Here is a 25,680-nt window from a genome sequence, read left to right on the forward strand (position 1 = left end):
GATCGTGGGATGGGCGGGCTCAGGCCCACTCGGCCAGGGCGGCGTCCAGCTCGGCCGGCGCGCCGATGGCGCGGGCCTCCAGGCCCTTGTCGATGCGCTTGGCGAGGCCGGCCAGCACCTTGCCGGGACCGCACTCGGCGAGGCGGCTGGCGCCGCCGGCGGCCAGCGCCTGCACGCACTGGGCCCAGCGCACCGGCAGGTAGAGCTGGCGCTGCAGCGCGCCGCGGATTTCGTCCAGCGTGCCGTAGCTCGCCGCCTCGGCGTTCTGCACCACCGGGATCGACGGCAGTTGCCATGCGATCGAGGCCATGCGTTCGCCCAGCCGGTCGGCCGCCTCGCGCATCAGCGCGCAATGCGACGGCACCGACACGGCCAGCTTCACCGCTTTCTTCACGCCCAGCTCGGCCAGCCGCGCCAGCGCACGGTCGACCGCCTCGGCGTGGCCGGCGATCACCAGCTGGCCCGGCGAGTTGTAGTTGGCCGGCGCCACCACCTGGCCTTGCGCGACCTCGGCGCAGACCTGCGCGATCTGCGCGTCGTCGCCGCCCAGGATCGCCGCCATCGCGCCCGTGCCCGCCGGCACCGCGGCCTGCATCAGCCGGCCGCGCTCGGCCACCAGCGCGGCCGCATCGTGCAGCGACAGCGCGCCGGCGCAGACCAGCGCGCTGTACTCGCCCAGGCTGTGCCCGGCGAGCTGCGCCGGCCGCGCGCCGCCGAGCTTCCGCCACACGCGCCACGTCGCCACGCTGGCGGCCAGCAGCGCGGGCTGGGTGTTCTCGGTGCGGTTGAGCCGCTCGTCCGGCCCCTGCTGGCTGAGCACCCACAGGTCCGTGCCGGCGCCCTGCGAGGCCTCGTCGAACGTGGCCTTCACCTCGGCGTGCGCGGCGGCCAGGTCGGCCAGCATGCCCACCGACTGCGAGCCCTGGCCGGGGAAGACGAAAGCGAGCGAGGCGACGGTGTCGGTCATCGATGGAAATCCGTGGATGCGAAAGGACAATGATGCCAGCAGCACGCGGCGTACGCAGCCGTATCCGCGCGCCGGAAACGACGATGCCGCCCGCAGGCGGCATCGCGCGGCACGCGCGGAAACTCAGTAGCGCAGCAGCGCCGAGGCCCAGGTGAAGCCGCCGCCGAAGGCCTCCAGCAGCAGGTTCTGGCCGCGCTGCACCTTGCCCGAGCGCACCGCGTAGTCCAGCGCCAGCGGCACCGAGCCGGACGAGGTGTTGGCGTGCTTGTCGACGGTCACGATCACCTGCTCCATCGACATGTTCAGCCGCTTGGCGGTGGCCTCGATGATGCGCAGGTTGGCCTGGTGCGGGATCAGCCAGTCCAGTTGCGAAGCCTCCAGGCCGGCGGCCGTGAGGGTCTGCTCGACCAGCGAGTCCAGCGTCTTCACCGCGACCTTGAACACCTCGCGGCCGGCCATCTTGATGCGCACGCCGTGGTTGGGCTCGTCGCGGAAGCCGGCGGACACGCCGACCGGGTTCCACAGCAGCTCCTTGTAGCCGCCGTCGGCATGCAGGCAGGTGGCGTAGATGCCCGGCTCACTGGCGGCTTCCAGCACCACCGCACCGGCGCCGTCGCCGAACAGCACGCAGGTCTCGCGCTCGCTCCAGTCGATCATGCGGGTCAGCGTCTCGGCGCCGATCACCAGCACCTTCTTCGACTGGCCGCTGCGGATGAACTTGTCGGCGATGCCCAGCGCGTAGACGAAGCCCGAGCAGGCGGCGTTGACGTCGAACGCGGCACAGCCGTTGGCGCCCAGGCGCGCCTGCACCAGGCAGGCAGTGGACGGAAAGATGATGTCGGGCGTGGTGGTGCCCAGCACGATCAGGTCCAGCTCGGAGGCCTTGACGCCGGCCGCCTCCAGCGCGCGCTGCGCCGCGAGGAAGGCGAGGTCGCCGGTGGTCTGCCCTTCCGCCGCCACGTGGCGCTGGCGGATGCCGGTGCGGGTGCGAATCCATTCGTCGCTGGTGTCGACGATCTTTTCCAGATCGGCGTTGCTCAGCACGCGCTCGGGCAGCGCGCTGCCGGTGGCGATGATACGGGAGTAGATCGGGGCCATTCGCCTTTCCATCAGCTGGGTCGGTGATCGACGCGCCGCCTGCGGCGCGCACGGGAACGCCAACGGTACGGGCTCGGCCCCTGCAAACGCAAAGCGGCGCGTCGCCGCGCCGCCTGCGGTACGAGCCTGGCCCGGACCGGGATCAGTCCTCGTCGACCACCGCCGAACCGGTGTCGATCACCTTCTTGCCGCGGTAGTAGCCGTCGGCGGTGACGTGATGGCGCAGGTGCACCTCGCCGCTGGTCGGGTCGGTCGCCAGCTGCACGGTCTTCAGCTTGTCGTGGGCACGGCGCATGCCGCGGGTGGACGGGGTACGGCGGCTCTTGGCAACGGCCATGATGGTTCTCCGGGTGAATCAATGGTTCTTCAGTTCGCGCAATACCGCGAACGGGTTGTCTTCGCGCTCCGCGGCGGGCGTTTCGTCCGCCGCGGAACCGGTCGCTTCGTCGGGCAGGCGGCTGTCCGGGTTCACCGGCACCAGCGGCAGCGCCAACAGCAGTTCGTCCTCGATCACGTCGGCCAGGCCCAGCTTGCCGTCGCCGGCCACCAGCAGGGGCTCGCAGCCGGCAGGCAACGCCGCCTCCTCGCGCTCGTGGCGGATCAGGCCCAACCGGGTCTCGACCCGCACCGGCAGCACGAACGGCTCGAGCGTGCGCTGGCAGGTCAGCGTCAGCGGCGCCTGCACACGCACGTCCAGATAAGCCGTATCGAAGCCGTCGCGGCCGAAATCCAGCTCGTAGCCGGCCTCGCCCGCATCCGACGCCAGCACCTCGCACAGGCGCGGCATGGCGGAAACGGGCATGGCCCCTGCGAAGGAACGCCGCGCCGAGACCATGCGCCAAGCGTCCACGGACTCTGGCAGTGTCACGGACATAACCGGGAAATAGTAGGAGTGCGGGCATTCCAAAGTCAAGCCGCGCGCGGCCTGCGCCGGAACGCGACAGCCTTTGCCTCCGGCCGCCGCATGCGTCAGACTGCCTTCCCCGCCGACTGCCCCGGGATGCCCGTGGATGCCTACCTGACGATCGGCGTGGCCGTCCTGCTCGCGTTGCTGGTCGCCGCGGCCATGCTGGGGCTGCTGCTGCGCCGGCGGTTGTCGCGCCGCGCCGCCAGCATGCGCCGCCTGCTGGACCTGGCCGACCGCCTGGAAGCCGACCTGAAGACCTGCCGCAGCGAACTGCGTCAGGCGCACGCGGTGATGTCGCTGAACCCCGACCTGCCCGCCGCCGGCGAGCAGGAAGCCGCCCAGGCCATCGATGCGGGACTACGCTCATTGTTGCAGCAGCGCATCTGGATCCGCGATCGCGCCCCGCGCGCCGGCCAGGCCGAGCTGGACGACGCCATCCGCACCATGGACGCCACCCGCGAGCGCCTGCGCCCGCTGCTGCTGGCGCTGGGCCAGGCCCAGCGCGAGCTCGACAGCGCGATGCGCGAGCACATCCGCCGCGAGCCCGAGGCGTGAACACGCCGCGGCTGCTGCTCGGCTCCACCTCGCGCTACCGCGCCGAACTGCTGCGCCGGCTGGCCGTCGAGTTCGACACCTGCGCCCCGGACACCGACGAGACCCCGCGGCCGGGCGAGGCGCCGGCGGCGCGCGCGTTGCGGCTGGCGGTCGCCAAGGCTACCGCGGCGGCCGGCGACCGCCGCGACGTGCTGGTGATCGGCTCCGACCAGGTGGCCGAACTGGGCGGCGAACTCCTGCGCAAGCCCGGCGACGCCGCACGCGCCCGCGCCCAGCTCGCGGCCAGCGCCGGGCGCGAAGTGCGCTTCCATACCGCGCTGTGCCTGCTCGACACCCGCAGCGGGCTCGCGCGCACCCACGTCGACCACACGCGGGTCGCGTTCCGCCCGCTCGACGCCGGCGAGATCGCCCGCTACGTCGAGCGCGAGCAACCGCTGGACTGCGCCGGCAGCTTCAAGTGCGAGGGCCTGGGCATCAGCCTGTTCGAGCGCATCGACAGCGAGGACCCCACCGCCCTGGTCGGCCTGCCGCTGATCGCGCTGGCGCGGCTGCTGCGCGAGGCCGGCGTCGTCCTACCCTGATCCGCCGGCTTCGGCTGCATGGGCCCGCCGCCAGACCGGGCAGGCGTCGCGCACTGCCACCGCGGGCGGCGCTTCCGGCGGCGCCTGCGCCGGCACCCGGCCCAGGTAGAACGCCACGCGCTTGCGCCCCCGGTACATATCCAGCCGGCGCAGCGGGCGCGGCTCGTCGATGCGCTCGCAGAGGCCGCCGAGCCAGTCGGGACGATCCCTCACGCGCATGGCATCCTCGCCCACCGCCAGCAGCATCGGCGCGCCCGCATGCGCGGCGCGCAGGCCGGCGCCGTCCAGGCGCCACACGGCCAGTTGCGGGGCGCGGCCATGGAAGATGTTGCGCGGGCTGTCCAGCGCGTACACCGGCACCTGGCCGCCGAGCTGGAAGTCCAGTTCCGCCGCGAGCATGAAATTGTCCGCCACCAGCACGGTGCCTGGCGGCGCGGCGCGCAACAGGTCGCGCGCGGCCGCGCCGCTCTCGCGCCAGCCCACGAAGTTGTACGGGAACGCCTTCGCTCCGGCCAGCACGCCGGCGCCGCCCGGCACCGCCGCCAGCCCCAGGTAGGCCAGCCCGGCCGCCTGGCCCAGCGCGGCCAGCATGAAGGCGAGCCACGCGAACAACCGCCAGCCCCGCCGCCGCGCCAGCGGTCGCCACAACACCGGCAGCGTCGCCAGCAACGGCAGGTAGCCCGGCAGCGGCCAATGCGCGCGGAAGCGCAGGTCGTCGGCGAACAGCCCGGCGACGAAATACACGGCGATGAAGGTAGCCGGCACCACGGCGAGCACGTCCCATGGCGCGCCGTCGCCACGACGCCGCCAGCAGCGCCACGCGGTCCACAGCAGCATGCCGTACAGCAGCGGCGTGCAGGCCAGCGCCTGTTCCAGCGGCTGCACCAGCGCGTCGGCATGGAAGCGCCACGGGTTGCGCTCCACCAGTTGGAAGGCCAGCCCCGCGCCATGCTGCTGCCAGTTCGACACCAGCAACGGCAGCAGCCCCGACGTCGCCACCGCCAGCGCCAGCCAGAAGCCGCCGCGACGCCACAGCGCGCGACCGCGCGGCGTCAGCACGCACAGAAGCAGGCCGGCCAGCATCGGCATCGCGGCGCGGTAGTGGGTCAGCCAGCCCACGGCCAGCGCGACGCCCAACAGCAGCCAGTCGCGCCGGCGGTCCGCGTCCATCGCACGCACCAGCGCGAGCAGCGCCAGCATGATCGCCACCGTCAGCGGCACGTCCGGCAGGGCCAGCACGCCGAGGCTGCCGGCCAGCGGCAGCGCCAGGCACAGCAGGCCGGCCTGCCAGCCGGCGCGGGCATCGAACAGCCGCCGCGCGAAGGCCACCACCAGCCACGGCAACGCGGCGCCGAGCAGCAGGAACGGCCAGCGCATGCCCAGCAGGCCATGCCCCGCCACGCCCTCGCCCAGCCGGATCAGCCAGGCGGTGAGCGGCGGCAGGTCGCTGTAGCCCCAGGCGAGGTGCCGGCTCTCCTGCCAGTAGAACGCCTCGTCGCCGAACGGCGACAGCGCGGCGGCGATCGCCAGCTTGGCCGCCTGCTCGATCGCGAAGCCCGTGACGAAGGCCGCTCGCCAGCGCGCGAGCGGCGTCGCTACACTGCCGCGGTCAGGCATGGGCCACCGGCCGCGCCGTCCACTTCCGCTCCCAGGGAACCATGTCCGCCACCACTCCGCTCCGCGACGAGATCCTGCACCAGCGCCTGGAAGCCGCCCTGGCCCAGGTCAACCGCGTGCTGCTGGGCAAGCCACGCCAGGTGAAGCTGGCCTTCGCCTGCCTGATCGCCGGCGGCCACCTGCTGCTGGAGGACGTGCCCGGCGTGGGCAAGACCACCCTGGCGCGCGCGCTGGCGGCCAGCTTCGCGCTGGAATTCCAGCGCGTGCAGTTCACCAGCGACCTGCTGCCCTCGGACATTATCGGGGTCGGCGTGTACGAGCGCGAGACCGCGCAGTTCCGTTTCCACCCCGGCCCTATCTTCTGCGGCCTGCTGCTGGCCGACGAGATCAACCGCGCCACGCCGAAGACGCAGAGCGCCCTGCTGGAGGCGATGGCCGAGGGCCAGGTCACCGTGGACGGCCAGACCCGCGCGCTGCCGCGGCCGTTCTTCGTGGTCGCGACGCAGAACCCGCTGGACCTGGCCGGTACCTTCCCGCTGCCCGATTCGCAACTCGACCGCTTCATGCTGCGGCTGTCGTTGGACTACCCCGACGCGGCCGCCGAACGCGCCCTGCTCGCCGGCGACGACCGCCGCGACCTGCTCGACCAGCTCGCGCCGCAGCTCGACGCCGCCGCGCTCGCGGCGCTGAACCGGCAGGCGCAGGGCGTGGTCGCCAGCAACGCCCTGCTCGACTACCTGCAGGCGCTGCTCGCCGCCAGCCGCCGGCACGCCGACATCCGCACCGGGCTGTCGCCGCGCGCGGGCCTGGCCCTGCTCGCGGCGGCGCGCGCCTGGGCGCTGCTCGGCGGGCGCGCCTACGTGCTGCCGGAAGACCTGCAGGCGCTGTTCGTGCCGCTGGCCGCGCACCGGCTGGTGCCGTCGCGCGGCGCCAGCGGCGACAGCCTGGCGCGTGCCCTGCTGGCCGAGGTGGCCGTCGACTGATGCGCGACGCCCTGCGCCGGGCCCAGGAGTACGCCGAGCGCCGGCTGCCTGCGCTGACCCGCTACCGCCGCCCCGAGCCGCTGCCGGTGGCGCTGCACCGGCGCCGCATCTACATCGTGCCCACCCGCTTCGGACTGGGCTTCACCGTGCTGTTGCTGGTGATGCTGGCCGGCGCGCTGAACTATTCCAACAACGCGGCGCTGCTGCTCACCTGCCTGCTCGGCGCCGCCGGCGCCGCCAGCATGCTGGTGGCGTTCCGCACGCTCGACGGGTTGCGCCTGGAGGACATCCGCGCCGGCCATGCCGTGGCCGGCGAGGCGCTGCCGCTCGGCTTCCGCTTCACCTCGCGGCGCACGCGCTGCGCGGTGCGGCTGGACCTCGGCGACGCCAGCGCCGCCTTCCTGCTGGAAGCCGCCCGCGGCGAAGTCATGGTGGCGATGCCCCTGCCCACCGAGGCGCGCGGCTGGCAGGCGCTGTCGCGGGTGCGCGTGTGGACCACCTGGCCGCTGGGCCTGTTCCGCGCCTGGAGCTGGCTGCACCCGGCCCAGTCCGTGCTGGTATGGCCGCGACCCGAGGCCGGCGGCCCGCCGCCGGGCGGCCACGCCGACGACGAACGGCGCCAGCGCCTGCACCGCGGCGAGGATCCGGCCGCCCTGCGCGACTACCGCCGCGGCGATCCGCTGCGCCACGTCGCCTGGAAGGCCAGCGCGCGCCACCACGACCTGCTGGTGAAGGACTTCGAGGAGCCGGAAGCCCGCCGCGACTGGCAACTGGACTGGCGCCAGCTCGGCCGCATGGAGCACGAGCGCCGCATCGCCCGCCTGGCCCGCTGGCTGGGCGAGGCACAGGCGCAGGATCGCCGCTGCAGCCTGTGGCTGCCGGACGAACGCATCGAGGCCGGCAGCGGGCCGGCCCACTACGCGCGCTGCATGGACGCGCTGGCGAAGCTGCCGTGAGCGCCGCCCGCACCGACGCCCCGCTCGACGCGCGCGCCTTCGGCCTGCTCTGCCTCAGCGTGGCCGCGGTGCTGGCGCTGCACGCGCCACATCTGCCGTGGTGGCTCAGCGCCGCGCTGGCGCCGCTGCTGTTCTGGCGCTGGCGGCAACGGCGGCGCCGGCCGGAGCGCGTGCCGGCCTGGCTCAAGCTGCCCCTGCTCGGCGCGCTGGCGCTGGCCATCGTGGCGTACTACGGCAGCCTGTTCGGCCGCGAGGCCGGCGCCGCGCTGGCGGTGGGCCTGCTGGTGCTGAAGATGCTGGAAAGCGAACGCCCCCGCGACGCGCGCGTGGGCGTGGGCTTCGCCTGCTTCGCGCTGATGGCGGCGCTGCTGTTCGGCCAGGGCATGGCCGCCACTTTCGCGGTCGCGCTGGGCCTGCTGCCGGCGCTGGCCACGCTGCGTGCGCTGGAGCCGGCGCAGCCGGTGCCGGCGGCCGGGCCACGCCTGCTGCTGCCCGGCCTGGCCCTGCTCGGCGCAGCGCTGCCGCTGGCGCTGCTCGCCTTCCTGTTCGTGCCGCGGCTGGGCTCGCCGCTATGGGGCGCCCCCAATACACACGAGCAGCGCACCGGCCTCGACGACACCATGTCGCCCGGCGGCTTCACCCAGTTGCTGCTGGACGACAGCCCGGCGATGCGGGTGAGCTTCGCCGGGCCGCCGCCGCCCCCCGGCCGGCGCTATTTCCGCGCCTACGTGATGAGCGACTACGACGGCACGACATGGCGATACCGCGACGTCGCCGCGGCGCCGGCCCCGCTGGAGGCCGTCGACACCGTCCGTTACCGGATCGACCTGGAACCCAGCCACCAGCGCGTGCTGCCGATGCTGGACGTGCCGCTGCACGCGCCGCCCGGCGCGCAACTGCTGCGCGACCGCGTGGCGATGGCCGGCAAGCCGGTGAACGATCCCTTCGGCTACGATGCCGTGTCGGCCACCCGCTACCGCCTGGAACCGCAGCCGATCCGCCACCGCCGGCGCTGGCTGCAACTGCCCGACGGCTACGACCCGCGCACGCTGGCGCTGGGCCGCGCGTGGCGCCAGGGCCACGGCACCGACGACGCGGCCATCGTGCAGGCCGCGCTGGCGCTGTTCCACGACGGCGGCTTCCGCTACACGCTGGCGCCCGCGCCGCTGGGCCGCGACGCGATGGACGATTTCCTGTTCCACACCCGCGAGGGCTTCTGCGAGCACTATGCCTCCGCCTTCACCGTGCTGATGCGCGCGGCCGGCATCCCCGCGCGGGTGGTCACCGGCTACCAGGGCGGCTACTGGAACGCGCTGGGCGGCTACCTGCTGGTGCGCCATTCCGACGCCCACGCCTGGAGCGAAGTGTGGCTGGCCGGGCGCGGCTGGGTGCGCGTCGATCCCACCGCCGCGGTGCGCCCGCAGCGCGTGGACCTGGGCGCCGCGGCCGCCGCCGGCGACCAGTTGCCATGGACCCAGCGCAGCTGGCTGCAGTCGCTGCGCAACCGCTGGGACATCGTCAACCGCTGGTGGAACGAAGGCGTTATAGGGTTCGATACGCTGCGCCAGCGCGGCCTGCTGACGCCGTTCGGCATCCGCCAGGCCGATCCGGCGCTGCTGGGCGCGTTGCTGGCGGCGAGTTGCGTGCTGTCCGGCGCGGTGGGCCTGTTCTGGGCGCTGCGCCGGCGCGACGGTGCCGATCCGGCCCGCGATGCGCTGCGCGAGCTGGAGCGACGGCTGGCGCGCCGCGGCCTGACGCGCCGGCGAGGCGAAGGGCCGCGGAACTACCTGCGCCGCGCCGCCCGCGCCCTGCCGGCGCAACGGGCAGAACTGGAACGACTGACGGATTGCTATCTTGAATTGCGCTACGCCTGCCGTGAACCGTCTCCTGAACTGCTGCGTCGCTTTCGACGCGCGGTGCGGGATTTTCGGGCCGCCCGCGTGGTCAAATGAACGTGCGGCGCACGACGCCCTTGACCTCCCACAGGAGAAACCGCGATGTCTCCCCGTTACCGACTACTGATCCTGGCCGCGGCCAGCGCCGCGCTCGGCGCCTGCGCCACCATGCCGCAGCCCCTGCAGGGCAATTACGCCAACGTGTCCACGATGTCCGCCCAGCAGGGCGGCGCCGGCGGCACGCAGGTGCGCTGGGGCGGCGAGATCATCAAGACCGAGCCGGGCCCGCAGGACACCTGTTTCTACGTGCTGGCTCGCCCACTGGACAGTCAGGCGCGCCCGAAGCTGGGCAACTCGGGCGAGACCCTGGGCCGCTTCGTGGCCTGCCACGCCGGTTTTTATGACCCCGAGGTGTTCACCCGCGGCCGCGAGCTGACCGTCACCGGCACGCTGCACGGCACGGTCACGCGCAAGGTCGGCGAGTACGAGTACGCCTATCCGCGCGTGGAGGCCAACGTGGTGTACCTGTGGCCCAAGCGCCCGGTCTACGTGAACACCCCCTACCCGCCGGGCTTCTACGACCCGTTCTGGGGGCCGGGCTGGGGCCCGTGGGGTTACGGCTATCCGGGTTACTGGGGTGGCCCGCGCGTGATCGTGGTGCGCCGCCCGCCGCCGCCCCCGCCGCCGCACAAGTGAGCGGACAGGAAAACGCCGGCCCGAAGCCGGCGTTTTCCTTTGCGGGGCGGGTCGCTCAGCCCGGTGGCCATTGCATCGTGCGCCCGGCCAGCAGGTGCACGTGGAGGTGGAACACGGTCTGGCCGCCGTGCTCGTTGCAGTTGACCACCGTGCGGTAGCCCTGCTCGGCGAAGCCTTCCTGCTTCGCGTAGGCGGCGCAGGCCAGCAGCAGCCGGCCCAGCAGCGCCGCATCCGCCGGGGTGGCGTCGTTCAGGGTGGCGATCGGCTGCTTCGGGATGAACAGCACATGCACCGGCGCCTGCGGGTTCACGTCGCGAAAGCCGAGGATGTCGTCGTCCTCATAGACGATTTCCGCGGGAATCTCGCGCCGGATGATCTTGCCGAAAAGGGTGTCGCCCATGGATGGTCTCCTCCGTGTCAGAGGCGCAGCAGCATGCCGTGCGCGCCCGGCGCCGTCAGCCTGAAGCCGAACTGTTCGTAGAGGCGGGAGGCGGTGCCGTCGGCGATCAGCCCCACCATCGTGCGCGGGCAGGCGCGCGCATGCACCTGCTCCATCAGCGCCGCCATGATGCGCCTGCCCCAGCCGCGCCCTTGCCACGCGGGCGCGACCGCGATATCGACCACGAACAGGAACAGGCCGCCGTCGCCGACCACGCGGCCCATGCCGACCAGTTCGTCGCCCGCGCGCACGCAGACCGAGCACCAGCTCGCCGGAAGGCCCGCCGCGGCGCCTTCCGGGCTCATCGCGCTGAGCCCCGCGGCGACGCGCAGGGCGCGGTATTCGTCCGCGGCCGGGATTTCCAGGCGCAACACGGGCTCGGCGACGGCGCTCATCGCGGCATCCTCATTCCACCGCCGAGCGGCTGCCGAAGGCGTGCGCCAGCGTGCCGCGGTCCACGTATTCCAGTTCGCCGCCCAGCGGCACGCCATGCGCCAGCCGGGTGGGCCGGATGCCCGCGGCGCGCGCCAGCTGCGCCAGGTAGTGCGCGGTGGCCTCGCCTTCGACCGTGGGATTGGTGGCGAGGATCAGCTCCTCCACCTCGCCTTCGGCCAGCCGCTCGCCCAGCCGGTCCAGCCCCAGTTCCTGCGGACCCAGCCCGTCCAGCGGCGACAGCCGCCCCATCAGCACGAAATACTGGCCGCGGTAGCCGGTGGCCTGCTCGATCGCGGCCAGGTCCACCGGCGATTCCACCACGCACAGCAGGTGGCGGTCGCGGCTGGCGCTGGCGCAGATCGTGCACACCGGCTCTTCGCTGAAATTGCGGCAGCGCGAGCAATGACCGATGCGCTGCATCGCCTCGCGCAGCGCGTCGGCCAGCTTCAGGCCGCGCTCGCGCTCGCGTTCGAGCAGGTGGAAGGCCATCCGCTGCGCACTCTTGCCGCCCACGCCGGGCAGGCAGCGCAGCGCCTCGATGAGGTTGGCGAGAAGCGGCGATCCGGTCATTGGGAAAGCCTGAAGAACACCTTGGCGTCGTTCCCGCGAAAGCGCACTGCTGTCCGGGATGATTTCGAACACCCGCAAGCTGTGCGGCACCTATCCGCCTTGCGCATTTGCTCGTCATCCCGGCGCAGGCCGGACAAGCGCGCAGCGCGCAGAACGCCCGCAGGTCGACCCCGAAGGGGCGAGCGCAGCGAGTCATCCAGTAGCGACCACGACGCAGGCAATGGATTCCCGCCTTCGCGGGAACGACGGCTCTTGCGAGGATGCAGGAAAAACCTTTCCATCAAAACGGCATCTTGAAACCGGGCGGCAGGCTCATGCCGGCGGTGACATTGCCCATCTTCGCCTTGCTGGCCTCGGCCACCTTGTTCACCGCGTCGTTCACCGCGGCGGCGACCAGGTCCTCGGCCATCTCCGGATCGTCGGCGAACAGCTTGCGGTCGATGTTCACGCGGCGCACCTCGTGGCTGCCGCTCATCACCACGCTGACCAGGCCGCCGCCGGCGCTGCCGGTGACTTCCAGCCGGGCGATCTCCTCCTGCGCACGCTTCATGTCTTCCTGCATGCGCTGCGCCTGCTGCATCAACTGGCCGATCTGACCTCTCATCTCGCGTACTCCGGGGTTCTCAATGTTCGACGGGCTTGATCGAGCCGGGCACCACGCGCGCGCCGAAATCGCGCTTCAGCGCCTGCACCAGCGGATCGTCCTCGATGGCTTGTTCCGCGGCGGACTGCGCCGCGCTGCGCGCGCTGGCGGCGCGGGCGGCCGGCGTATGCGCACTGCCTGCGGCGTCGCTGACGAAGCGCAGCCGCACCGGTTCGCCCAGCGCCTCGCCGATGCGGTCGGCCATCTGCCCCACCATCGGCTCCACTGCCAGGTGCATGTGCGCCGGTTGCAGGGCCAGTACCAGGGTGTTGCCCTCGCGACCGCACAGCGCCGAATTCTGCGCCAGCTGGCCCAGCGGACCGCGCAGGTTGGCCTGCTCGATCATCGCCTCCCAGTCCGGCAGGCCGTCTGCGCGCAGGGCGACCGGCGCACGGGCCGGCGCGGGCGCAGGTGCCGCCGGCCGGGGCGGCGGCGCGGCGGGCGAAGATGCCGCGCGCGGGGCGGCCACAGGCGCCGCCGCCGGCGATGGCGGTGCGGCGCGCGATGGCGACGGCATGGGCGCCGCGGCGGCCGGTGGCCGGGCCGGACGCGAAGCCGCCGCGCCCTCGCCGTCGTCCGGGCGGAACGCCAGCATGCGCAGCAGGGCCATCTCGAAGCCGGTGCGCGCGTCCGGCGCCAGCGCGAGGTCGCGCCGGCCGGTGGTGGCGATCTGGTAGTAGAGCTGCACGTCCTCGGGCGCCAATCGTTCCGCCAGCGCGGCCAGCGCGTCGTCGCCCTCGTCCGGGCGGTAGCCGGGCACCAGCTGGACCAATTGCACCCGGTGCAGCACGCCGGACAGGTCGTCCAGCACGCCGCCGAAGTCGGGCGAGAACGAGGCAATGCGTTCGCACTCGGCCAGCAGCCGCGCGCCGTCGCCGTCGGCCAGCGCGTCGAGCACGCCAAGCACCTGGCCGCGTTCCACGCTGCCCAGCATCGCGCGCACGTCCTCGGCCTTCAGCGCACCGCCGCCGTAGGCGATGGCCTGGTCGAGCAGCGACAGGCCGTCGCGCAACGAGCCGTCGGCCGCATGCGCCAGTTCGCCGATCGCGGCATCCTCGAACTCGATGCCCTCGGCGCCCAGGATGTGCCGCATCTGGCCAGCGATCTGCTCCGGCAGCAGGCGCTTGAGGTTGAACTTCAGGCAGCGCGACAGCACCGTCACCGGCAGCTTCTGCGGGTCGGTGGTGGCGAGCAGGAACTTCACGTGCGGCGGCGGCTCCTCCAGCGTCTTCAGCAGCGCGTTGAAGGCCGGCTTGGAGAGCATGTGCACCTCGTCCACCAGGTACACCTTGAAGCGGCCGCGCGACGGCGCGTACTGCGCGTTCTCGATCACCTCGCGCACGTCGTCCACGCCGGTGTTGCTGGCCGCGTCGATCTCCAGCAGATCCACGAAGCGGCCCGCGTCCACCGCGGTGCACACCGGGCACTCGCCACAGGGATCGGCCGACTCGCCGCGCTCGCAGTTCAGCGACTTGGCGAAGATGCGCGCGATGGTGGTCTTGCCCACGCCGCGCGTGCCGGTGAACAGGTAGGCATGGTGCATGCGCCCGCTGTCGAGCGCGTTGGTGAGCGCGCGCACCACGTGTTCCTGCCCCACCAGCTCGGCGAACTTGCGGGGGCGCCATTTGCGCGCGAGGACCTGATAGGACATGGGCGACTACCTTGGGGCGAAGTCCGATTGTGCCAAGGCGGGGGCTGCAAGTCAGTAAAGGCGCTCCGGATCCGCGCAGCTTTGGCTTCCTCTCCCCGCCGGGGAGAGGACCGAGGTGAGGGGTGGGTGCTCGCGATGGCGCTGATCGAGGCGCACTTCGATGCTGGACTGGGGCGAGATTGGCCCCTCATCCCAACCTTCTCCCCGGAGGGGAGAAGGGGCGAAGTGCCAGGCGGGTTCGTTCCTGCCAGCGATTGGCAACCGGAATATTTCAGGCTGCAGTACAAGGCTGGTTCCAGACGGGCTGGTCGCAAATGGCGGCGGCCCCGCCAGCCACACCCCGGCACCCGAATCATCCGCTACCGTTGCTCCCTTCCGGGCCTGGCGGGGTTTGCGGACTATCGTCGCGGGGGGACCGACGGGGCCACCATGGACGTTGGGCTTCAAGCCCCGCGCCGGCCGAAGCCGTCGCGTCTTTCAATCAACTGGCGGAGAGGGCGGGATTCGAACCCGCGATACGGGGATAAGCCGTATACACACTTTCCAGGCGTGCTCCTTCAACCACTCGGACACCTCTCCGCACGCAAAACCTTTGTCGCATCCATCCGCGCCGGGCGGGATGGTTCGGCTCCTCCTGAGCCTCACCCCTCACTTTCGTTCGGGGCCAGCCTGGCGGCTGTCCAAATTCGTTCCAGACGAATTTGTCGAACCCGCGATACGGGGATAAGCCGTATACACACTTTCCAGGCGTGCTCCTTCAACCACTCGGACACCTCTCCGCACGCAAAACACCTTCACCGGCCAAACCGCTCCGGTCAAGAGGCGAAAGGATAACGGCCGGCACGGGAACTGACAAGGGATCGGAAGCCTTCCGACCGTTCGTGTTGAGCGTAGCTCGCGCCAGCGAGCGGAGTCGAAACGCCGCGCGGACCTCAGCCAGCATCCTCGCGCGGCGCCGAAGGCGCCTCCAGGGCGATGCGCTGGCCCGCGACGGCGATGCGATAGCCGCGCGCGGCCAGCGCGGCGCCGTCCGCGGCGCTGCCGTAGTGATACAGCAGCAGGCGGGCGCGCAGGGCCGCATCGTATTCGCGCTCGATGTCCTCGATGCCGGTGTGCGACGGGTTGCCGTGCAGGCCGCAATCGTGCGCCACCAGCTCGTCGCCGCCCGCATGGCGGCCCAGGACCTCGGGGATCGGCCGGGTGTCGCCGGTGAAGGCGAAGCTGCCGGCCAGCGCAAGCCCGAACGAGGTGTCGGGACGGTGGTGGCGGGTGGCGAACACGTCGAACCACAGCCCGTCCAGCCAGAAGCCGCGCGCGCACGGCACCAGCCGGAACGCCTCCCAGTAATTGGCGCCGCCCTCGGCCAGCACGCCGGGATAGTCCGCCACGCGCGCCTGCAGCCACGGCACCAGTGCGGCATGGCAGAACACCCGGATGCGCCCGCGCAGCGCCTCGTCGAACCACACCCGGGTGAACAGCCGCTCCATGCCGCCCACGTGGTCCAGGTGCGTATGCGTGATGTACAGCGCCCGCGGCAGGTCGCCGTAGGCGGCGCGGTAGCGGTCCAGCGTGTCCGGGCCGCAGTCGATCAACAGCAACGGTTCGCCGTCGCGTTCCAGCACCGCTGCCGACGAACCCAGCTCCGCCGCGTGCGCGGCGCCGGCGCCGAGGAAATGCAGATGCCAGTTCATGCCTGCCATGCCCGTTCATAGCCGCGTTGCAGCGGCGCCCAGATCGACGACTCGAAGGCCGCCTCGCCCTGTGCCGCCGCACCCAGCTTGAGCAGCGAGCGGCGCAGCCGTCGCAGGTTGCCCTGCCGCCAGCCTTCGGCCGGCGCGCGAAAACGGCCGCGATCGAAATCGATCAGGTGCAGCCCCGAAGGCGCCACCAGCACGTTGTGCGCGTTGAGGTCGGCATGCCAGACGCCGGCGCGGTGGAAGCGCGCGACCAGCGCCCCGGTCGCCTCCGCCACCGCGGCGTCGAGCGTCCCGGCGGCGAGGCATTCGGCCAGCGTGCGTGCGTCGGCGATGCGGCGGGTGATCAGGTCGGCGGCGTAGAACGCGCCGTGCCGCACGTAGCGCGCCGCCACCGGCGGCGGTCCGGGCAGGCCGCGGCGCGCGATCCCGGCCAGCAGGCGGAACTCGGCGAACGGCCGCGTGCGCGCCGCGCCGCGCCACAGGTAGCGATCGCCCATCAACCGCGCGACCATGCCGCCGCGGCGATAGTGCCGCAGCACGCATTCGCCCGCCGGCGTGTCGATCACCGCGACGCCGCCGCGGCCGCCCGCCTGCGCACGCAGCGCGCCCTGCCCGCGCCAGTGGTCCGGCGCGAACCAGTCCGCATCGACTTGTGGCGAGGCCGCGGCGTCGAACAGAATCGCGCCATCGGTCGCTTCGCGCAGTTGCTCTCGCATCGGTGCTTCGGCGGCTCCGTCATTCATTGCCAGGCGATTCTACATGTCCGCTCCCGCTTCGATCTGCCTGCTGCGCACGTCCGCCATCGGCGACGTCACCCACGTGGTGCCGCTGGTGCGCACGCTGCAGGCGGCGCTGCCTGCCGCGGCGCTGACCTGGGTGGTGGGCACGCTGGAACGCCGGCTGGTCGGCGACCTGCCCGGCGTGGAGTTCGTCACCTTCGACAAGGCCGCCGGCCGGGCCGGCATGCAGGCGGTGTGGAAGGCGTTGCGCGGCCGCCGCTTCGACGCGCTGCTGCAGATGCAGGTGGCGATGCGTTCCAACCTGCTCAGCCTGGGCATCCGCGCCGACCGGCGCATCGGCTACGACCGCGCGCGCTCGAAGGACCTGCACGGGCTGGTCGTCAACGAGCGCATTCCCGCGCGCAGCGGCGAGCACGTGCTGGACGCCATCGGCAGCTTCTGCGAACCGCTGGGACTGGAGCAGACCGAGGTGCGCTGGGATATCCCCATTCCCGACGAGGCGCACGAATGGGCCGCCACGCAGCTGCCCGGCGACGCCCCCACGCTGCTGGTCAGCCCCGCTTCCAGCCACGCGCTGCGCAGCTGGCGGCCGGAGCGCTACGCCGCGGTGATCGACCACGCCGCCGGGCGCGGCTGGCGCGTGGCGCTGGTCGGCGGCCCCTCGCCCGGCGAGCGCGCGCTGGCCGACGCCGTGCTGGCCGCCTGCCGCAGCGCGCCGCTCGACCTCACCGGCAAGGACACGCTGAAGAAGCTGCTCGCCATGCTGGCGCGCGCGCAGCTGCTGCTGACGCCGGATTCCGGCCCGATGCACATGGCCAACGCGGTCGGCACGAAGGTGCTGGGCCTGCATGCCGCCAGCAACCCGGACCGCTCCGGTCCCTACTCCGACCGTCGCTGGTGCGTGGACCGGTACGACGAGGCCGCGCGCACGTACCTGCACAGGCCGGCCAGCGAGCTCGCCTGGGGCCGCAAGATCGAATACCCCGGCGTGATGGACCTGATCGGGATTGATGACGTGGTGGAGCGTTTCGAGGCCGCCAGCGCCCATCTCGGGATCGGCTGACGCCGCGGGCATTACTCGGGCCTGTTCTCCCGTCGTTCCCGCATAAGCACACGCTCGTCATTCCGGCGCAGGCCGGAATCCAGTAACCGTATGGCCTGAACGAGCGTGGTCTGCCGGATGAACAGACCTTCGTCTGTTGAAAAGCGCCTCCGGCCTACGCCGGGATGACGAGCTGCCTGGAAGCCGCGAACAGACCCCTACAGCTCCCGCAACTTGATGTCGCGGAACTGCAGCCGGATCGGCGTCTCGCCCTTGTCCTCCGTGCCCTGCAGGGAAATATGCCCCCTGCGGAAGCTGCCGAAGTCCGGCCACGCCTTGAACTTGGTGGTGGCGACCCGCTGCTTCCATTCGTCCGTCCACAGCATGGTGTCGAGCACCTTGTGGCCGTTCTGGAAGAACTGCAAATGGCCGTGGTCGGCGACGATCTCGAAGCGGTTCCACTGCGGCGCCTGCTCGACCCATTCCACCGGCGAGGAGATCAGGTCAAACAGGTCGCCCGAGCGCTCGTTCAGCACGCGGCTGTCCGGCTTGGTGCAGGCCAGGTCGGCGATCTGCATCTCCGGTCCGGTCTCGTAGGGCTGCGCGTACTTCGGCGACTCGTTCACGCGGAACATCACCCCGCTGTCGGCGCACGGCGTCATCCGCCATTCCAGCTTCAGGTCGAAATTGGCGTATTCGCCGTCGGTGACGAGGTCGGCGAAATCCTCCGCGCGACCGGTGCGCCCGCGCTGCAACTGGATAGTGCCGTCGTGCACCGACCAGTCCTTGCCGGGCGCCTTCTGCAGGTAGGAATGCCAGCCGTCGAGGTTGCGGCCGTTGAACAGCAGGTGCCAGCCCTGCGCCTTTTCCCGGGGCGTGAGCGTATTGGGTGCCTGTGCGTTTGCCATCCCGCAGGCCAGGCAGGCCAAGGCCGCGGACAGCATGCGTTGCTTCGTGGACATCAGGTGGTTTCCCAGGTGGAGATCGCGTGTGGCGCCGCTCAGGAGCCGGCGTGCCCGGCACCGGGCGGGAAGGACGGTGGCGCGTCGCGCAGGTCGCTGCCCCAGGCCGTGTCGGGCGTCGCCTGCAGCGAGAAGCGCAGCGTGCCGCCACGGGTGGCGAACGTCGCCGGCAACCACGGGCGAGCGTACGGCTGGCCGTCGACCCGCAGGGCATGCACGTAGGGCGTGCCGGCCGACGCGCCCGGCGCGTCGATCACCACGTCGCCGCCGCTGCGGTGGACGACGGCGTGGTCGAACAGCGGGCTGCCCACGACCAGTTCCGCGCGGCCGGGAATCTCCGGGTACAGGCCCAGCGCCGACCACACGTACCAGGACGACATCTCGCCCAGGTCGTCGTTGCCCGGGATGCCGTCGGGCGCGTTCTTCCACAACGCGTTCACCACCGCGCGCACGGTCGCCTGGGTCTTGTACGGCTGGCCGGCGAAATCGTAGAGCCAGGGTGTTTCCACCGACGGCTCGTTGTTGAGCTCCGCATGCAGCGGTCCGGCGTTGGTGAAGGCCCAGTGCCCATCGGCGTCATGGAAGAAGCGGTCCAGCCGCGCGATCGCCTTGTCGTAGCCGCCCATCGCGTCGAACAGGCCGTGCAGGTCGAACGGCACCATCCACACGTAGACCGCCGCGCTGGCCTCGACGAAACCGTCGTCGGTCGACGGCGTGAAGGCCGGCCAGCTGCCGTCGGCATTGCGGTTCTGGATGTAGCCGCCGTCGGGCGCGGCCTTCGGATTGAACAGGTTGCGCCAGTAGCCGGCGCGGGCGAGGAAGCGCTGTTGCCCCGCCCGGTCGCCCGCGTCGGCGGCGAGTTCGGACAGCGCGAAATCGGCCGTGGCGTCCTCCAGCGTCTCGGCGGCGCCGCCCCAGGCGTGGGATTTCGTGGCGATGTAGTGCAGCTTCAGCCACTGGTCGAGCGAGGGCCGCTCGCCCACGCATTCCACGTTGCAGCCGGCGTCGGACTCGTCGTGCGCGGTCGGCACGGTGGCGGCGCGGACCAGCGAGGCGTAGGCGCCGTGCAGGTCGAAGTCGCGCCCGCCGAAGGCGTGGATGGCCGCCAGCGCCGGCACCGCGGGATCGCCGCTCATCACGTGGGTGCCGCCATTGTTGTGCGTCCAGCGGTCCCACTCGCCATTGTTCTGCCGCGCCTGGTTGAAGAGCGACTGCGCAATGTCGCTGCCCACCTTCGGCATCAGCCAGGTCACCAGCTGCAGTTGCGAGCGGTACACGTCCCAGCCGGAGAAGTTGGCGTACTGCGCCTGCTGGCCGCCCTGCACGCGGTGGATCTTCCCGTCGAAGCCGCGGTATTCGCCGTCGACGTCGCTGAACACGTTCGGATGCAGCAGGCTGTGGTACAGCGCGGTGTAGAACACCGTGCGCTGGTCGGCGCTGCCGCCATGGACCTGGATGCGACCCAGCGCCCGGTTCCAGGCGTCGCGCGCCTTGGTGCGCACCTGGGCCAGCGTGGCGTCCTGCGGGATCTCGGCGTCGAGGTTGGCGCGCGCGTTCGCCAGGCTCACGTAGGAAATGCCCACGCGCATCACGACCGGACCCTTGGCCGGGTCGAACGACACCCATACGCCCGAGCCCCTGCCCGCGGTCGGGAAGCCCTTGGCGTCGTAGCCGGTGCCACCCTCTGCGGCGGTGGCGCCAGCGTGCACCGCGGCGTCCCGCCAGGCGCCGGTAGCAGCGAACGGCCGGTCGAAGCGGGCCACGAAGTAGAGCGTGTAGTAGCTACGCTGGTCGGCCTTGGCCAGGTAGCCGCAGAAGTTGCCGCTGGTGACCGAGCCGCTGATCGTGCGCTGCGCGGGGTCGATCCGGGCCTCGGCCGCGCTGCTGCCCACTTCCGAATCGGAGGTGCGCACCAGCAGGTTCGCCGGCTGGCCCGCGGGAAAGGCGAAGCTTGCGATGCCGCTGTGCATCGCCGCCGCCAGTTCCAGCCGCACGCCGTTGGCCAGCGCCAGCGTGTAGTCGCCCGGCGCCGCGTGCTCGTCGGCGTGGCGGAAGTCGACGGCGTAGCGCGTGTCGTCGGTGTCCGCCGAGGGCGAGCTCGTGACCGGACCGGTGACCGGCATCACCGGGATGTCGCCGCTCGCCCCCGCGCAGCCCGCGCCCGACAAGTGGGTGAGGCTGAAGCCGCGGATGCGCCGTGCGTCGTACTGGTAGCCGCTGGGCGAGGCGGTGCGCACGTGGTGCCCGCGCGTGTTCTCCGGGCTCCACTGCAGCATGCCGAACGGCACGACGGCGCCGGGATAGGTGTTGCCGCCGTTGCGGCTGCCGATCAGGGGATTGACCGCGTCGGCCGGCGCGGTGTCCGCCGCCGTCGCGCACGCCGCGGCCAGGGCCAGCAGGCTGCCCGATACGAGCACGCAGACGCGGGACAGGAGTTTCGGGCCGCTGGCGTTCCGCTTCCGCTTGCGATTGGACATGGTGACGGCATCCCTTAGGTAGTTTTAGATCGATCTAAATAGAGACCGGAAATCTATCCCAAGGACTGCGGGGAATCCAGTTGCAGAGCAGCATCGCAGCCGCATCGTGGGATCGAAAGCGATCGGGACCGCCATGACTCGACATCGGCGATGTCTCGAAAGTCCCTCCCTGCTTGCGGAAGAGGGGTTGGGAAAGGCACGGCGACGTCGCCATGCCGCTCCGCACAGGCCCTCTCCCGGCTGCCGCCACCCTCTCCCGCAAGCGGGAGAGGGATTCATCGGCGACATCGCGGTGACCCGTTATCCCGGCCTTCGACGAATGGCGAGGCCATCCCGGGCGCAAGGGTCGAAACAGGCGTCAGGCGCCGGCGCGGTAATCCTGGTACGACTTCTCCTCGACCAGCTGCGAGCCGAGCTTGAGGTTGATCTCGCGCTTCACCGCCGCGCGCTCGTCGTTGCGGAAGTACACCGAGCGCGCCAGCTCGACGAACTCGGCATCGAAGGCCTGCGCCTTTTCCTTCAGGCGGATGCGGTCCTCGATGTCCCACAGCGCCTCGTTCACCGCCAGCAGGCGCGCGCGCTCGTCCGCGATGTCGACCTGCGCGGCGGCGTCGTTGGTCCAGGTGGCGTTGAGCAGGTCCAGCTCGTTGCGCACGTTGGCCAGCTTGGCCGCGTCGGCGATGCGCCGCGACTTGATCTCCAGGATGGTGATCTTGTCGATCAGCTCGCCGTGGGACACCGGTACCTGGATCAGGCTCATGGAAACTCCGCAATGGACGACATGGTGCCCATGATAGCCGCGCCGTGCCGCCGCACGCTCATCTCCGGCCGCCAAGCCGCTGGCATACCGCGTCGAAGAAGTCGTCCGGCAGCACCGCACGCACCGGCACGCTCCACCAGCCGTCGCGCGCGAAGGCACGGCATTTCACCGCGTCCTTGGCAGTCATCAGCACCGGCAGGCCGTCGCCGAAATCGAGGTCGGCAGGCGCGTAGGCGTGGTGGTCGGGAAAGGCATGCTCGACCACGTCGACGCCGAGCGCGCGCAGGCTCTCGAAGAAACGCCGCGGATGGCCGATGCCGGCCACCGCGTGCACGCGCCGCCCGGCGAAATCGGCCAGCGGGCGCTCGCGGTCGTCCACCAGGGACACGGCGCGGCCGCCTTTCAGTCTCATCGGCACCTCGCCGGCAGCGGGATCGCCGCCGTTGCAGACGCGGAAGTCCACCGTGTGCAGGCGGTCCAGCGGCTCGCGCAGCGGCCCCCGCGGCAACAGGCGGCCGTTGCCGAAGCGGCGCGCGCCGTCGATCACGCAGATCTCCACGTCGCGCGCCAGGCGGTAGTGCTGCAAGCCGTCGTCGGCCACCACCACGTCGCAGCCGGCATCGAGCAGCAGGCGCGCCGCCGCCGGCCGGTCGTGGCCCACCGCCACCGGCACGCCGGCGGCGCGGATCAGGCAGGGCTCGTCGCCCACGTCGGCGGGATCGGGCGCGTCGCCCAGCAGGCGCGGCCCACGTTGCCGGCCGCCGTAGCCGCGGCTGACCACGCCGGGATGGCGTCCACGCGCGCGCAGCGCCTCGACCAGGGCCAGGGTCAGCGGGGTCTTGCCGGCGCCGCCGGCGGTGAGGTTGCCCACCACGATCACCGGCGCCGGCAGGCGTTCGCTGCGCAACCAGCCGTGCCGGTAGCCAGCCCGGCGCAGGCGCACGACCACGCCGTACAGCGCCGCCAGCGGGCCGCACCACCACGGCAGCCTGCCCGATCCGTACCAGCCCGCCGCGAGGGTGTCGGCCAGCGCCATGCCGTCGGCTCAGTCGGCGCCCAGCTGCGGCGGCTCGCTGAACTGCATGCGGTGCAGCGCAGCGTAGTGGCCGCCCAGCGCCAGCAGTTCGGCGTGCGTGCCGCGCTCCACGATGCGCCCCTGGTCCATCACCGCGATCTGGTCGGCATGCTCGATGGTCGACAGGCGGTGCGCGATCACCAGCGTGGTGCGGTTTTCCATCAGCTTGTGCAGGGCCTGCTGGATCAGCCGCTCGGATTCGGTATCCAGCGCGCTGGTGGCCTCGTCCAGCACCAGGATCGGCGCGTTCTTCAGGATCGCGCGCGCGATGGCGATGCGCTGGCGCTGACCGCCGGAGAGCATGCCGCCGCCCTCGCCGATCGGGCTGTGGATGCCCTGCGGCAGGCGCGCGATGAACTCCATCGCGTTGGCAGCCTCGGCCGCGGCCGCGATGGCCTCCTCGCTGGCGCCGGCCAGTTCGCCGTAGGCAATGTTCTCCGCCACCGTGCCGTCGAACAGGACCACGCTCTGCCCCACCCAGGCGATCTGCCGGCGCAGCGAGGCCAGCGTGTAGTCCTGGTAGTCCTCGCCATCCAGCACGATGCGCCCGGCCGAGGGTTCGTAGAAGCGCGGCAGCAGGCTGACCAGGCTGCTCTTGCCGCTGCCCGAACGACCCACCAGGGCGGTGACGCTGCCCGACGGGCAATGCAGGTCGATGCCGCGCAGTGCCGCGCTCTCGCTGCGTGGGTAGCTGAAACGCACGCCCTCGAAGCGCAACTCGCCGCGCGTGCGTTCCAGCACGTGGCGGCCGTGGTCGGTCTCGGGCGCCATGTCCATCACCTTGAACAGGTCTTCCGCCGCGGAGACCCCTCGCTGGATGTTCGCCTGCACGTTGGTGAGCCGCTTCAGCGAAGGCACCATCGCGCCCATCGCGGTGAGCACGGCGACGAACACGCCGGAGGAGATGTGGTCGATCACGCCCGGGCGCGTACCCAGGAACACCAATGCGGCCAGCGCCAGCGCCGAGACGGTCTGGATCGCGGTGCTCGAGGACGCATTGGTCGCGGCGATCTTGAGGTTGAGCCGGCGGGTGCGGTGGGTCACCGCGTCGAAGCGCTCGGCCTCGTGCGGCTGGCCGCCGTAGATGCGCACCTCACGGTGAGCATTCACCGACTCCTCCACGGTGCCGGTGACCGAGCCCATCGAACCCTGGATACGGCGGCTGATCTGCCGGTAGCGCCGGCTGACCACGGTGGCGATCAGCGCGACCGGCGGCACCATCACCAGCAGCACCAGGGTGAGGTAGGGACTGGTGCTCAGCATCACGTACAGCATACCGGCCACGGTCACACCTTCGGTGATCGCCACCTTCACCGCGTCGGTAGAAGCCGCGGCGACCTGCTCGCTGGTGTAGGTGATGCGCGAGATCTGCTGGCCCGACGGCTCTTCGCCGAAGAACGCGGCCGGCAGGCGCAGATAGGCGCCGAACACGTCGCGCTGCATCGCCTGCACCACGTTGCGGCCGATGTAGGAGATGCCGTAGCTACTGACGAAGGTTCCGACGCCGCGCACAGCAAAGATGCCGATGATCCAGATCGGCATCCAGAAGATCAGGTACGGGTCCTTTTCCGCGAACAGCCGGTCGATCATCGGCTTGAGCAGCTTGGTGAATGCGGCGAGCCCGCCGCCGTCCACCGCCATGCCCAGCATGGCTATCACGCCCACGACCCAGTAGCGCTTCGTGTAGCCCAGCAGCCGCTTGTATACCCGCCAGGTCTGCGCGTCCCAGATGGCGGTCTTGCCGTTGCTCATTGCCTGCCGTCCGGGTGGTCCGGCGTGGTGGCGATGGCCAGGTGGCTGAAGCCGAGCTGGCCGAGCGCGTCCATCGCGGTCACCACGCTCTGGTGCGAGGACTGCGCGTCGGCGCGGATCGTCACCTGGCGGCTGCGGTCGTCGCCGGCCACGCGGGCGATGGCCTGCTTGAGCTGGTCGACGCCGGTGCCGGCCACCTCGTCGCTGCCCACGTAGAAATGGCCCTCGCGGTCCACCATCACGGTGAGCGCGGGCGGCTGCATGTCGCGGTCCTCGGCGCTGGCCTGCGGCAGGTTCACCTGCAAGCGCGAATGCTGCACGAAGGTGGTGGTGAGCACGAAGAACATCAGCAGGGTCAGCAGCACGTCGATCAACGGGATCACGTTGATCTCGAAGTCGTCGCCGCGGCGGTCGTTGCCTATGCGCATGGAAGCGGCGGCCTCAGGCGGTGGCGGGGCTGGCCGGCGCGCGGCGGGCGCGCGGCGCGGCCGCCGGCGCCGCGGGAGTGAGGTCGTCCAGCAACAGGATGGCCTGCTTCTCCATCTCCACGCAGTAGCCGGCCACCCTGGAACGGAAATAGCGATGCAGCACGTAGGCCGGGATCGCCACGGTGAGGCCGGTCGCGGTGCACACCAGCGCCTCGCCGATGCCGCCGGCCATCCGGGTCGGGTCGGCCATGCCGCCGCCCATCACTTCCATGAACATGCGGATCAGGCCGATCACGGTGCCGAACAGGCCCAGCAGCGGGCCGATCAGGGCGATCGTGCCCAGCGTGTTGAGGTAGCGCTCCATGCGGTGCACCACGTGGCGGCCGGTGTCCTCCAGGCGCTCCTTGATCTGTTCGCGCGGGCGGTGGCGCACGGCCAGCGCCGAGGCCAGCAGCTCGCCCAGCGGCGAGCCGGCGGCGAGCTGCTCCAGGTGCGCCGCGTCGAGCTTGTCCGAGCGCGCCCATTCGCGCACTTCCTGGCCCAGCCCCGGCGGCAGCACCGAGCGGCGGCGGAGGGTCCAGCAACGCTCCAGCACGATCGCCAGCGCGATCGCCGAGCAGATCAGGATCGGCAGCATCGCCCAGCCGCCCGCCATCAGGATGTCCAGCACGCCAACCCCCGTCTTCTCGCACTCCGGAAACGCGCATCATAGCAGCGTCGTCCGCCGCTACCGTGCGGGCGGTGGCAGTTGCGC

The 25,680-nt window shown here is 71.6% G+C and carries 26 protein-coding genes, 1 tRNA gene and 1 other RNA gene; 7 read left to right on the forward strand and 21 right to left on the reverse strand.

The window, feature by feature from the left end:
* Positions 1–19 precede the first annotated feature (19 nt).
* The 4 genes from fabD to QMK61_RS00980 form a co-directional block, all read right to left on the reverse strand.
* Positions 20–967, reverse strand: coding sequence for an ACP S-malonyltransferase (gene fabD, locus QMK61_RS00965; protein ID WP_302069822.1), 948 nt, complete (start codon positions 965–967; stop codon positions 20–22).
* Positions 968–1,090: 123 nt separating this feature from the next.
* Positions 1,091–2,077 carry a beta-ketoacyl-ACP synthase III gene (locus QMK61_RS00970; protein ID WP_302069823.1) on the reverse strand — a complete coding sequence of 329 codons (987 nt, stop codon included), beginning with the start codon at positions 2,075–2,077 and terminating at the stop codon, positions 1,091–1,093.
* Between the two features lie 130 nt (positions 2,078–2,207).
* Entirely contained in the window at positions 2,208–2,402 is a 195-nt protein-coding gene (gene rpmF, locus QMK61_RS00975) for a 50S ribosomal protein L32 (RefSeq protein ID WP_302069824.1), read from the reverse strand.
* An 18-nt stretch (positions 2,403–2,420) separates the two neighbouring features.
* The gene (locus QMK61_RS00980; RefSeq protein WP_302069971.1) at positions 2,421–2,900 is read right to left on the reverse strand and encodes a YceD family protein; all 480 of its coding nucleotides are present in this window, start codon (positions 2,898–2,900) and stop codon (positions 2,421–2,423) included.
* 171 nt (positions 2,901–3,071) lie between these two features.
* Here QMK61_RS00980 and QMK61_RS00985 point away from each other — a divergent pair, with 171 nt between their 5' ends.
* Together QMK61_RS00985 and QMK61_RS00990 are read left to right on the forward strand one after the other, a co-directional pair.
* Positions 3,072–3,527 (forward strand): hypothetical protein, encoded by a 456-nt coding sequence (locus QMK61_RS00985; RefSeq protein ID WP_302069825.1) that lies wholly within the window; start codon positions 3,072–3,074, stop codon positions 3,525–3,527.
* Positions 3,524–4,108 (forward strand): Maf family nucleotide pyrophosphatase, encoded by a 585-nt coding sequence (locus tag QMK61_RS00990; RefSeq protein WP_302069826.1) that lies wholly within the window; start codon positions 3,524–3,526, stop codon positions 4,106–4,108. Before QMK61_RS00985 ends, QMK61_RS00990 begins: the two co-directional genes overlap by 4 nt.
* Here QMK61_RS00990 and QMK61_RS00995 read toward each other — a convergent pair.
* Positions 4,100–5,725 (reverse strand): glycosyltransferase family 39 protein, encoded by a 1,626-nt coding sequence (locus tag QMK61_RS00995; protein WP_302069827.1) that lies wholly within the window; start codon positions 5,723–5,725, stop codon positions 4,100–4,102. The genes QMK61_RS00990 and QMK61_RS00995 overlap by 9 nt on opposite strands.
* A gap of 41 nt (positions 5,726–5,766) precedes the next feature.
* Here QMK61_RS00995 and QMK61_RS01000 point away from each other — a divergent pair, with 41 nt between their 5' ends.
* From QMK61_RS01000 to QMK61_RS01015, 4 genes are read left to right on the forward strand one after another with little or no spacing between them, the layout of a single operon-like run.
* Positions 5,767–6,708: an AAA family ATPase gene (locus tag QMK61_RS01000; RefSeq protein ID WP_302069828.1), complete on the forward strand. Its 942-nt coding sequence runs from the start codon at positions 5,767–5,769 to the stop codon at positions 6,706–6,708.
* The gene (locus tag QMK61_RS01005) at positions 6,708–7,664 is read left to right on the forward strand and encodes a DUF58 domain-containing protein (RefSeq protein WP_302069830.1); all 957 of its coding nucleotides are present in this window, start codon (positions 6,708–6,710) and stop codon (positions 7,662–7,664) included. Before QMK61_RS01000 ends, QMK61_RS01005 begins: the two co-directional genes overlap by 1 nt.
* Positions 7,661–9,616: a DUF3488 and transglutaminase-like domain-containing protein gene (locus QMK61_RS01010; protein ID WP_302069831.1), complete on the forward strand. Its 1,956-nt coding sequence runs from the start codon at positions 7,661–7,663 to the stop codon at positions 9,614–9,616. The genes QMK61_RS01005 and QMK61_RS01010 overlap by 4 nt, the downstream gene beginning before the upstream one ends.
* Positions 9,617–9,661: 45 nt before the next feature.
* Complete coding sequence (locus QMK61_RS01015) at positions 9,662–10,255, forward strand: Slp family lipoprotein (protein WP_302069833.1); 594 nt, start codon at positions 9,662–9,664, stop codon at positions 10,253–10,255.
* 55 nt (positions 10,256–10,310) lie between these two features.
* Here QMK61_RS01015 and QMK61_RS01020 read toward each other — a convergent pair whose 3' ends face one another.
* The 9 genes from QMK61_RS01020 to QMK61_RS01060 form a co-directional block, all read right to left on the reverse strand.
* On the reverse strand, positions 10,311–10,655 hold the full coding sequence (locus QMK61_RS01020) for a histidine triad nucleotide-binding protein (protein WP_302069834.1): 345 nt from the start codon (positions 10,653–10,655) through the stop codon (positions 10,311–10,313).
* A gap of 17 nt (positions 10,656–10,672) precedes the next feature.
* Positions 10,673–11,089, reverse strand: a complete 417-nt coding sequence (locus QMK61_RS01025; protein ID WP_302069836.1) for a GNAT family N-acetyltransferase — start codon at positions 11,087–11,089, stop codon at positions 10,673–10,675.
* 10 nt (positions 11,090–11,099) lie between these two features.
* On the reverse strand, positions 11,100–11,699 hold the full coding sequence (gene recR / locus QMK61_RS01030) for a recombination mediator RecR (protein WP_302069837.1): 600 nt from the start codon (positions 11,697–11,699) through the stop codon (positions 11,100–11,102).
* Between the two features lie 280 nt (positions 11,700–11,979).
* Positions 11,980–12,303 carry a YbaB/EbfC family nucleoid-associated protein gene (locus QMK61_RS01035; RefSeq protein WP_302069838.1) on the reverse strand — a complete coding sequence of 108 codons (324 nt, stop codon included), beginning with the start codon at positions 12,301–12,303 and terminating at the stop codon, positions 11,980–11,982.
* Between the two features lie 19 nt (positions 12,304–12,322).
* Positions 12,323–13,993 (reverse strand): DNA polymerase III subunit gamma/tau, encoded by a 1,671-nt coding sequence (gene dnaX, locus QMK61_RS01040; RefSeq protein ID WP_302069840.1) that lies wholly within the window; start codon positions 13,991–13,993, stop codon positions 12,323–12,325.
* A 324-nt stretch (positions 13,994–14,317) separates the two neighbouring features.
* An RNA gene (ffs, locus tag QMK61_RS01045) (signal recognition particle sRNA small type) lies at positions 14,318–14,414 on the reverse strand.
* A gap of 65 nt (positions 14,415–14,479) precedes the next feature.
* Positions 14,480–14,572 (reverse strand) — tRNA-Ser (locus QMK61_RS01050).
* A gap of 353 nt (positions 14,573–14,925) precedes the next feature.
* Positions 14,926–15,684 (reverse strand): MBL fold metallo-hydrolase, encoded by a 759-nt coding sequence (locus QMK61_RS01055; protein ID WP_302069842.1) that lies wholly within the window; start codon positions 15,682–15,684, stop codon positions 14,926–14,928.
* Entirely contained in the window at positions 15,681–16,406 is a 726-nt protein-coding gene (locus QMK61_RS01060) for a 3-deoxy-D-manno-octulosonic acid kinase (protein ID WP_302069844.1), read from the reverse strand. Before QMK61_RS01060 ends, QMK61_RS01055 begins: the two co-directional genes overlap by 4 nt.
* A gap of 43 nt (positions 16,407–16,449) precedes the next feature.
* Here QMK61_RS01060 and QMK61_RS01065 point away from each other — a divergent pair, with 43 nt between their 5' ends.
* Positions 16,450–17,493: a glycosyltransferase family 9 protein gene (locus QMK61_RS01065; RefSeq protein WP_302069845.1), complete on the forward strand. Its 1,044-nt coding sequence runs from the start codon at positions 16,450–16,452 to the stop codon at positions 17,491–17,493.
* Positions 17,494–17,690: 197 nt separating this feature from the next.
* Here the strand turns inward: QMK61_RS01065 and QMK61_RS01070 are convergent, their stop codons facing one another.
* The 7 genes from QMK61_RS01070 to QMK61_RS01100 form a co-directional block, all read right to left on the reverse strand.
* Entirely contained in the window at positions 17,691–18,434 is a 744-nt protein-coding gene (locus QMK61_RS01070) for a DUF1080 domain-containing protein (RefSeq protein ID WP_302069846.1), read from the reverse strand.
* 38 nt (positions 18,435–18,472) lie between these two features.
* A complete protein-coding gene (locus tag QMK61_RS01075; protein WP_302069848.1) occupies positions 18,473–20,911 on the reverse strand; it encodes a GH92 family glycosyl hydrolase in 2,439 nt (812 codons plus the stop codon).
* A 358-nt stretch (positions 20,912–21,269) separates the two neighbouring features.
* Positions 21,270–21,671 (reverse strand): DUF6165 family protein, encoded by a 402-nt coding sequence (locus tag QMK61_RS01080; protein WP_302069849.1) that lies wholly within the window; start codon positions 21,669–21,671, stop codon positions 21,270–21,272.
* 58 nt (positions 21,672–21,729) lie between these two features.
* The gene (lpxK, locus tag QMK61_RS01085; RefSeq protein WP_302069851.1) at positions 21,730–22,707 is read right to left on the reverse strand and encodes a tetraacyldisaccharide 4'-kinase; all 978 of its coding nucleotides are present in this window, start codon (positions 22,705–22,707) and stop codon (positions 21,730–21,732) included.
* A 9-nt stretch (positions 22,708–22,716) separates the two neighbouring features.
* Entirely contained in the window at positions 22,717–24,498 is a 1,782-nt protein-coding gene (gene msbA, locus QMK61_RS01090; RefSeq protein ID WP_302069852.1) for a lipid A export permease/ATP-binding protein MsbA, read from the reverse strand.
* Positions 24,495–24,926 (reverse strand): biopolymer transporter ExbD, encoded by a 432-nt coding sequence (locus QMK61_RS01095; RefSeq protein ID WP_302069853.1) that lies wholly within the window; start codon positions 24,924–24,926, stop codon positions 24,495–24,497. Before QMK61_RS01095 ends, msbA begins: the two co-directional genes overlap by 4 nt.
* A gap of 13 nt (positions 24,927–24,939) precedes the next feature.
* A complete protein-coding gene (locus tag QMK61_RS01100) occupies positions 24,940–25,581 on the reverse strand; it encodes a MotA/TolQ/ExbB proton channel family protein (RefSeq protein WP_302069972.1) in 642 nt (213 codons plus the stop codon).
* Positions 25,582–25,680 lie beyond the last annotated feature (99 nt).

Origin of the sequence: Fulvimonas sp. R45, from assembly GCF_030504985.1 — a bacterium.
In the GTDB taxonomy this organism is placed as follows: domain Bacteria; phylum Pseudomonadota; class Gammaproteobacteria; order Xanthomonadales; family Rhodanobacteraceae; genus Rhodanobacter_A.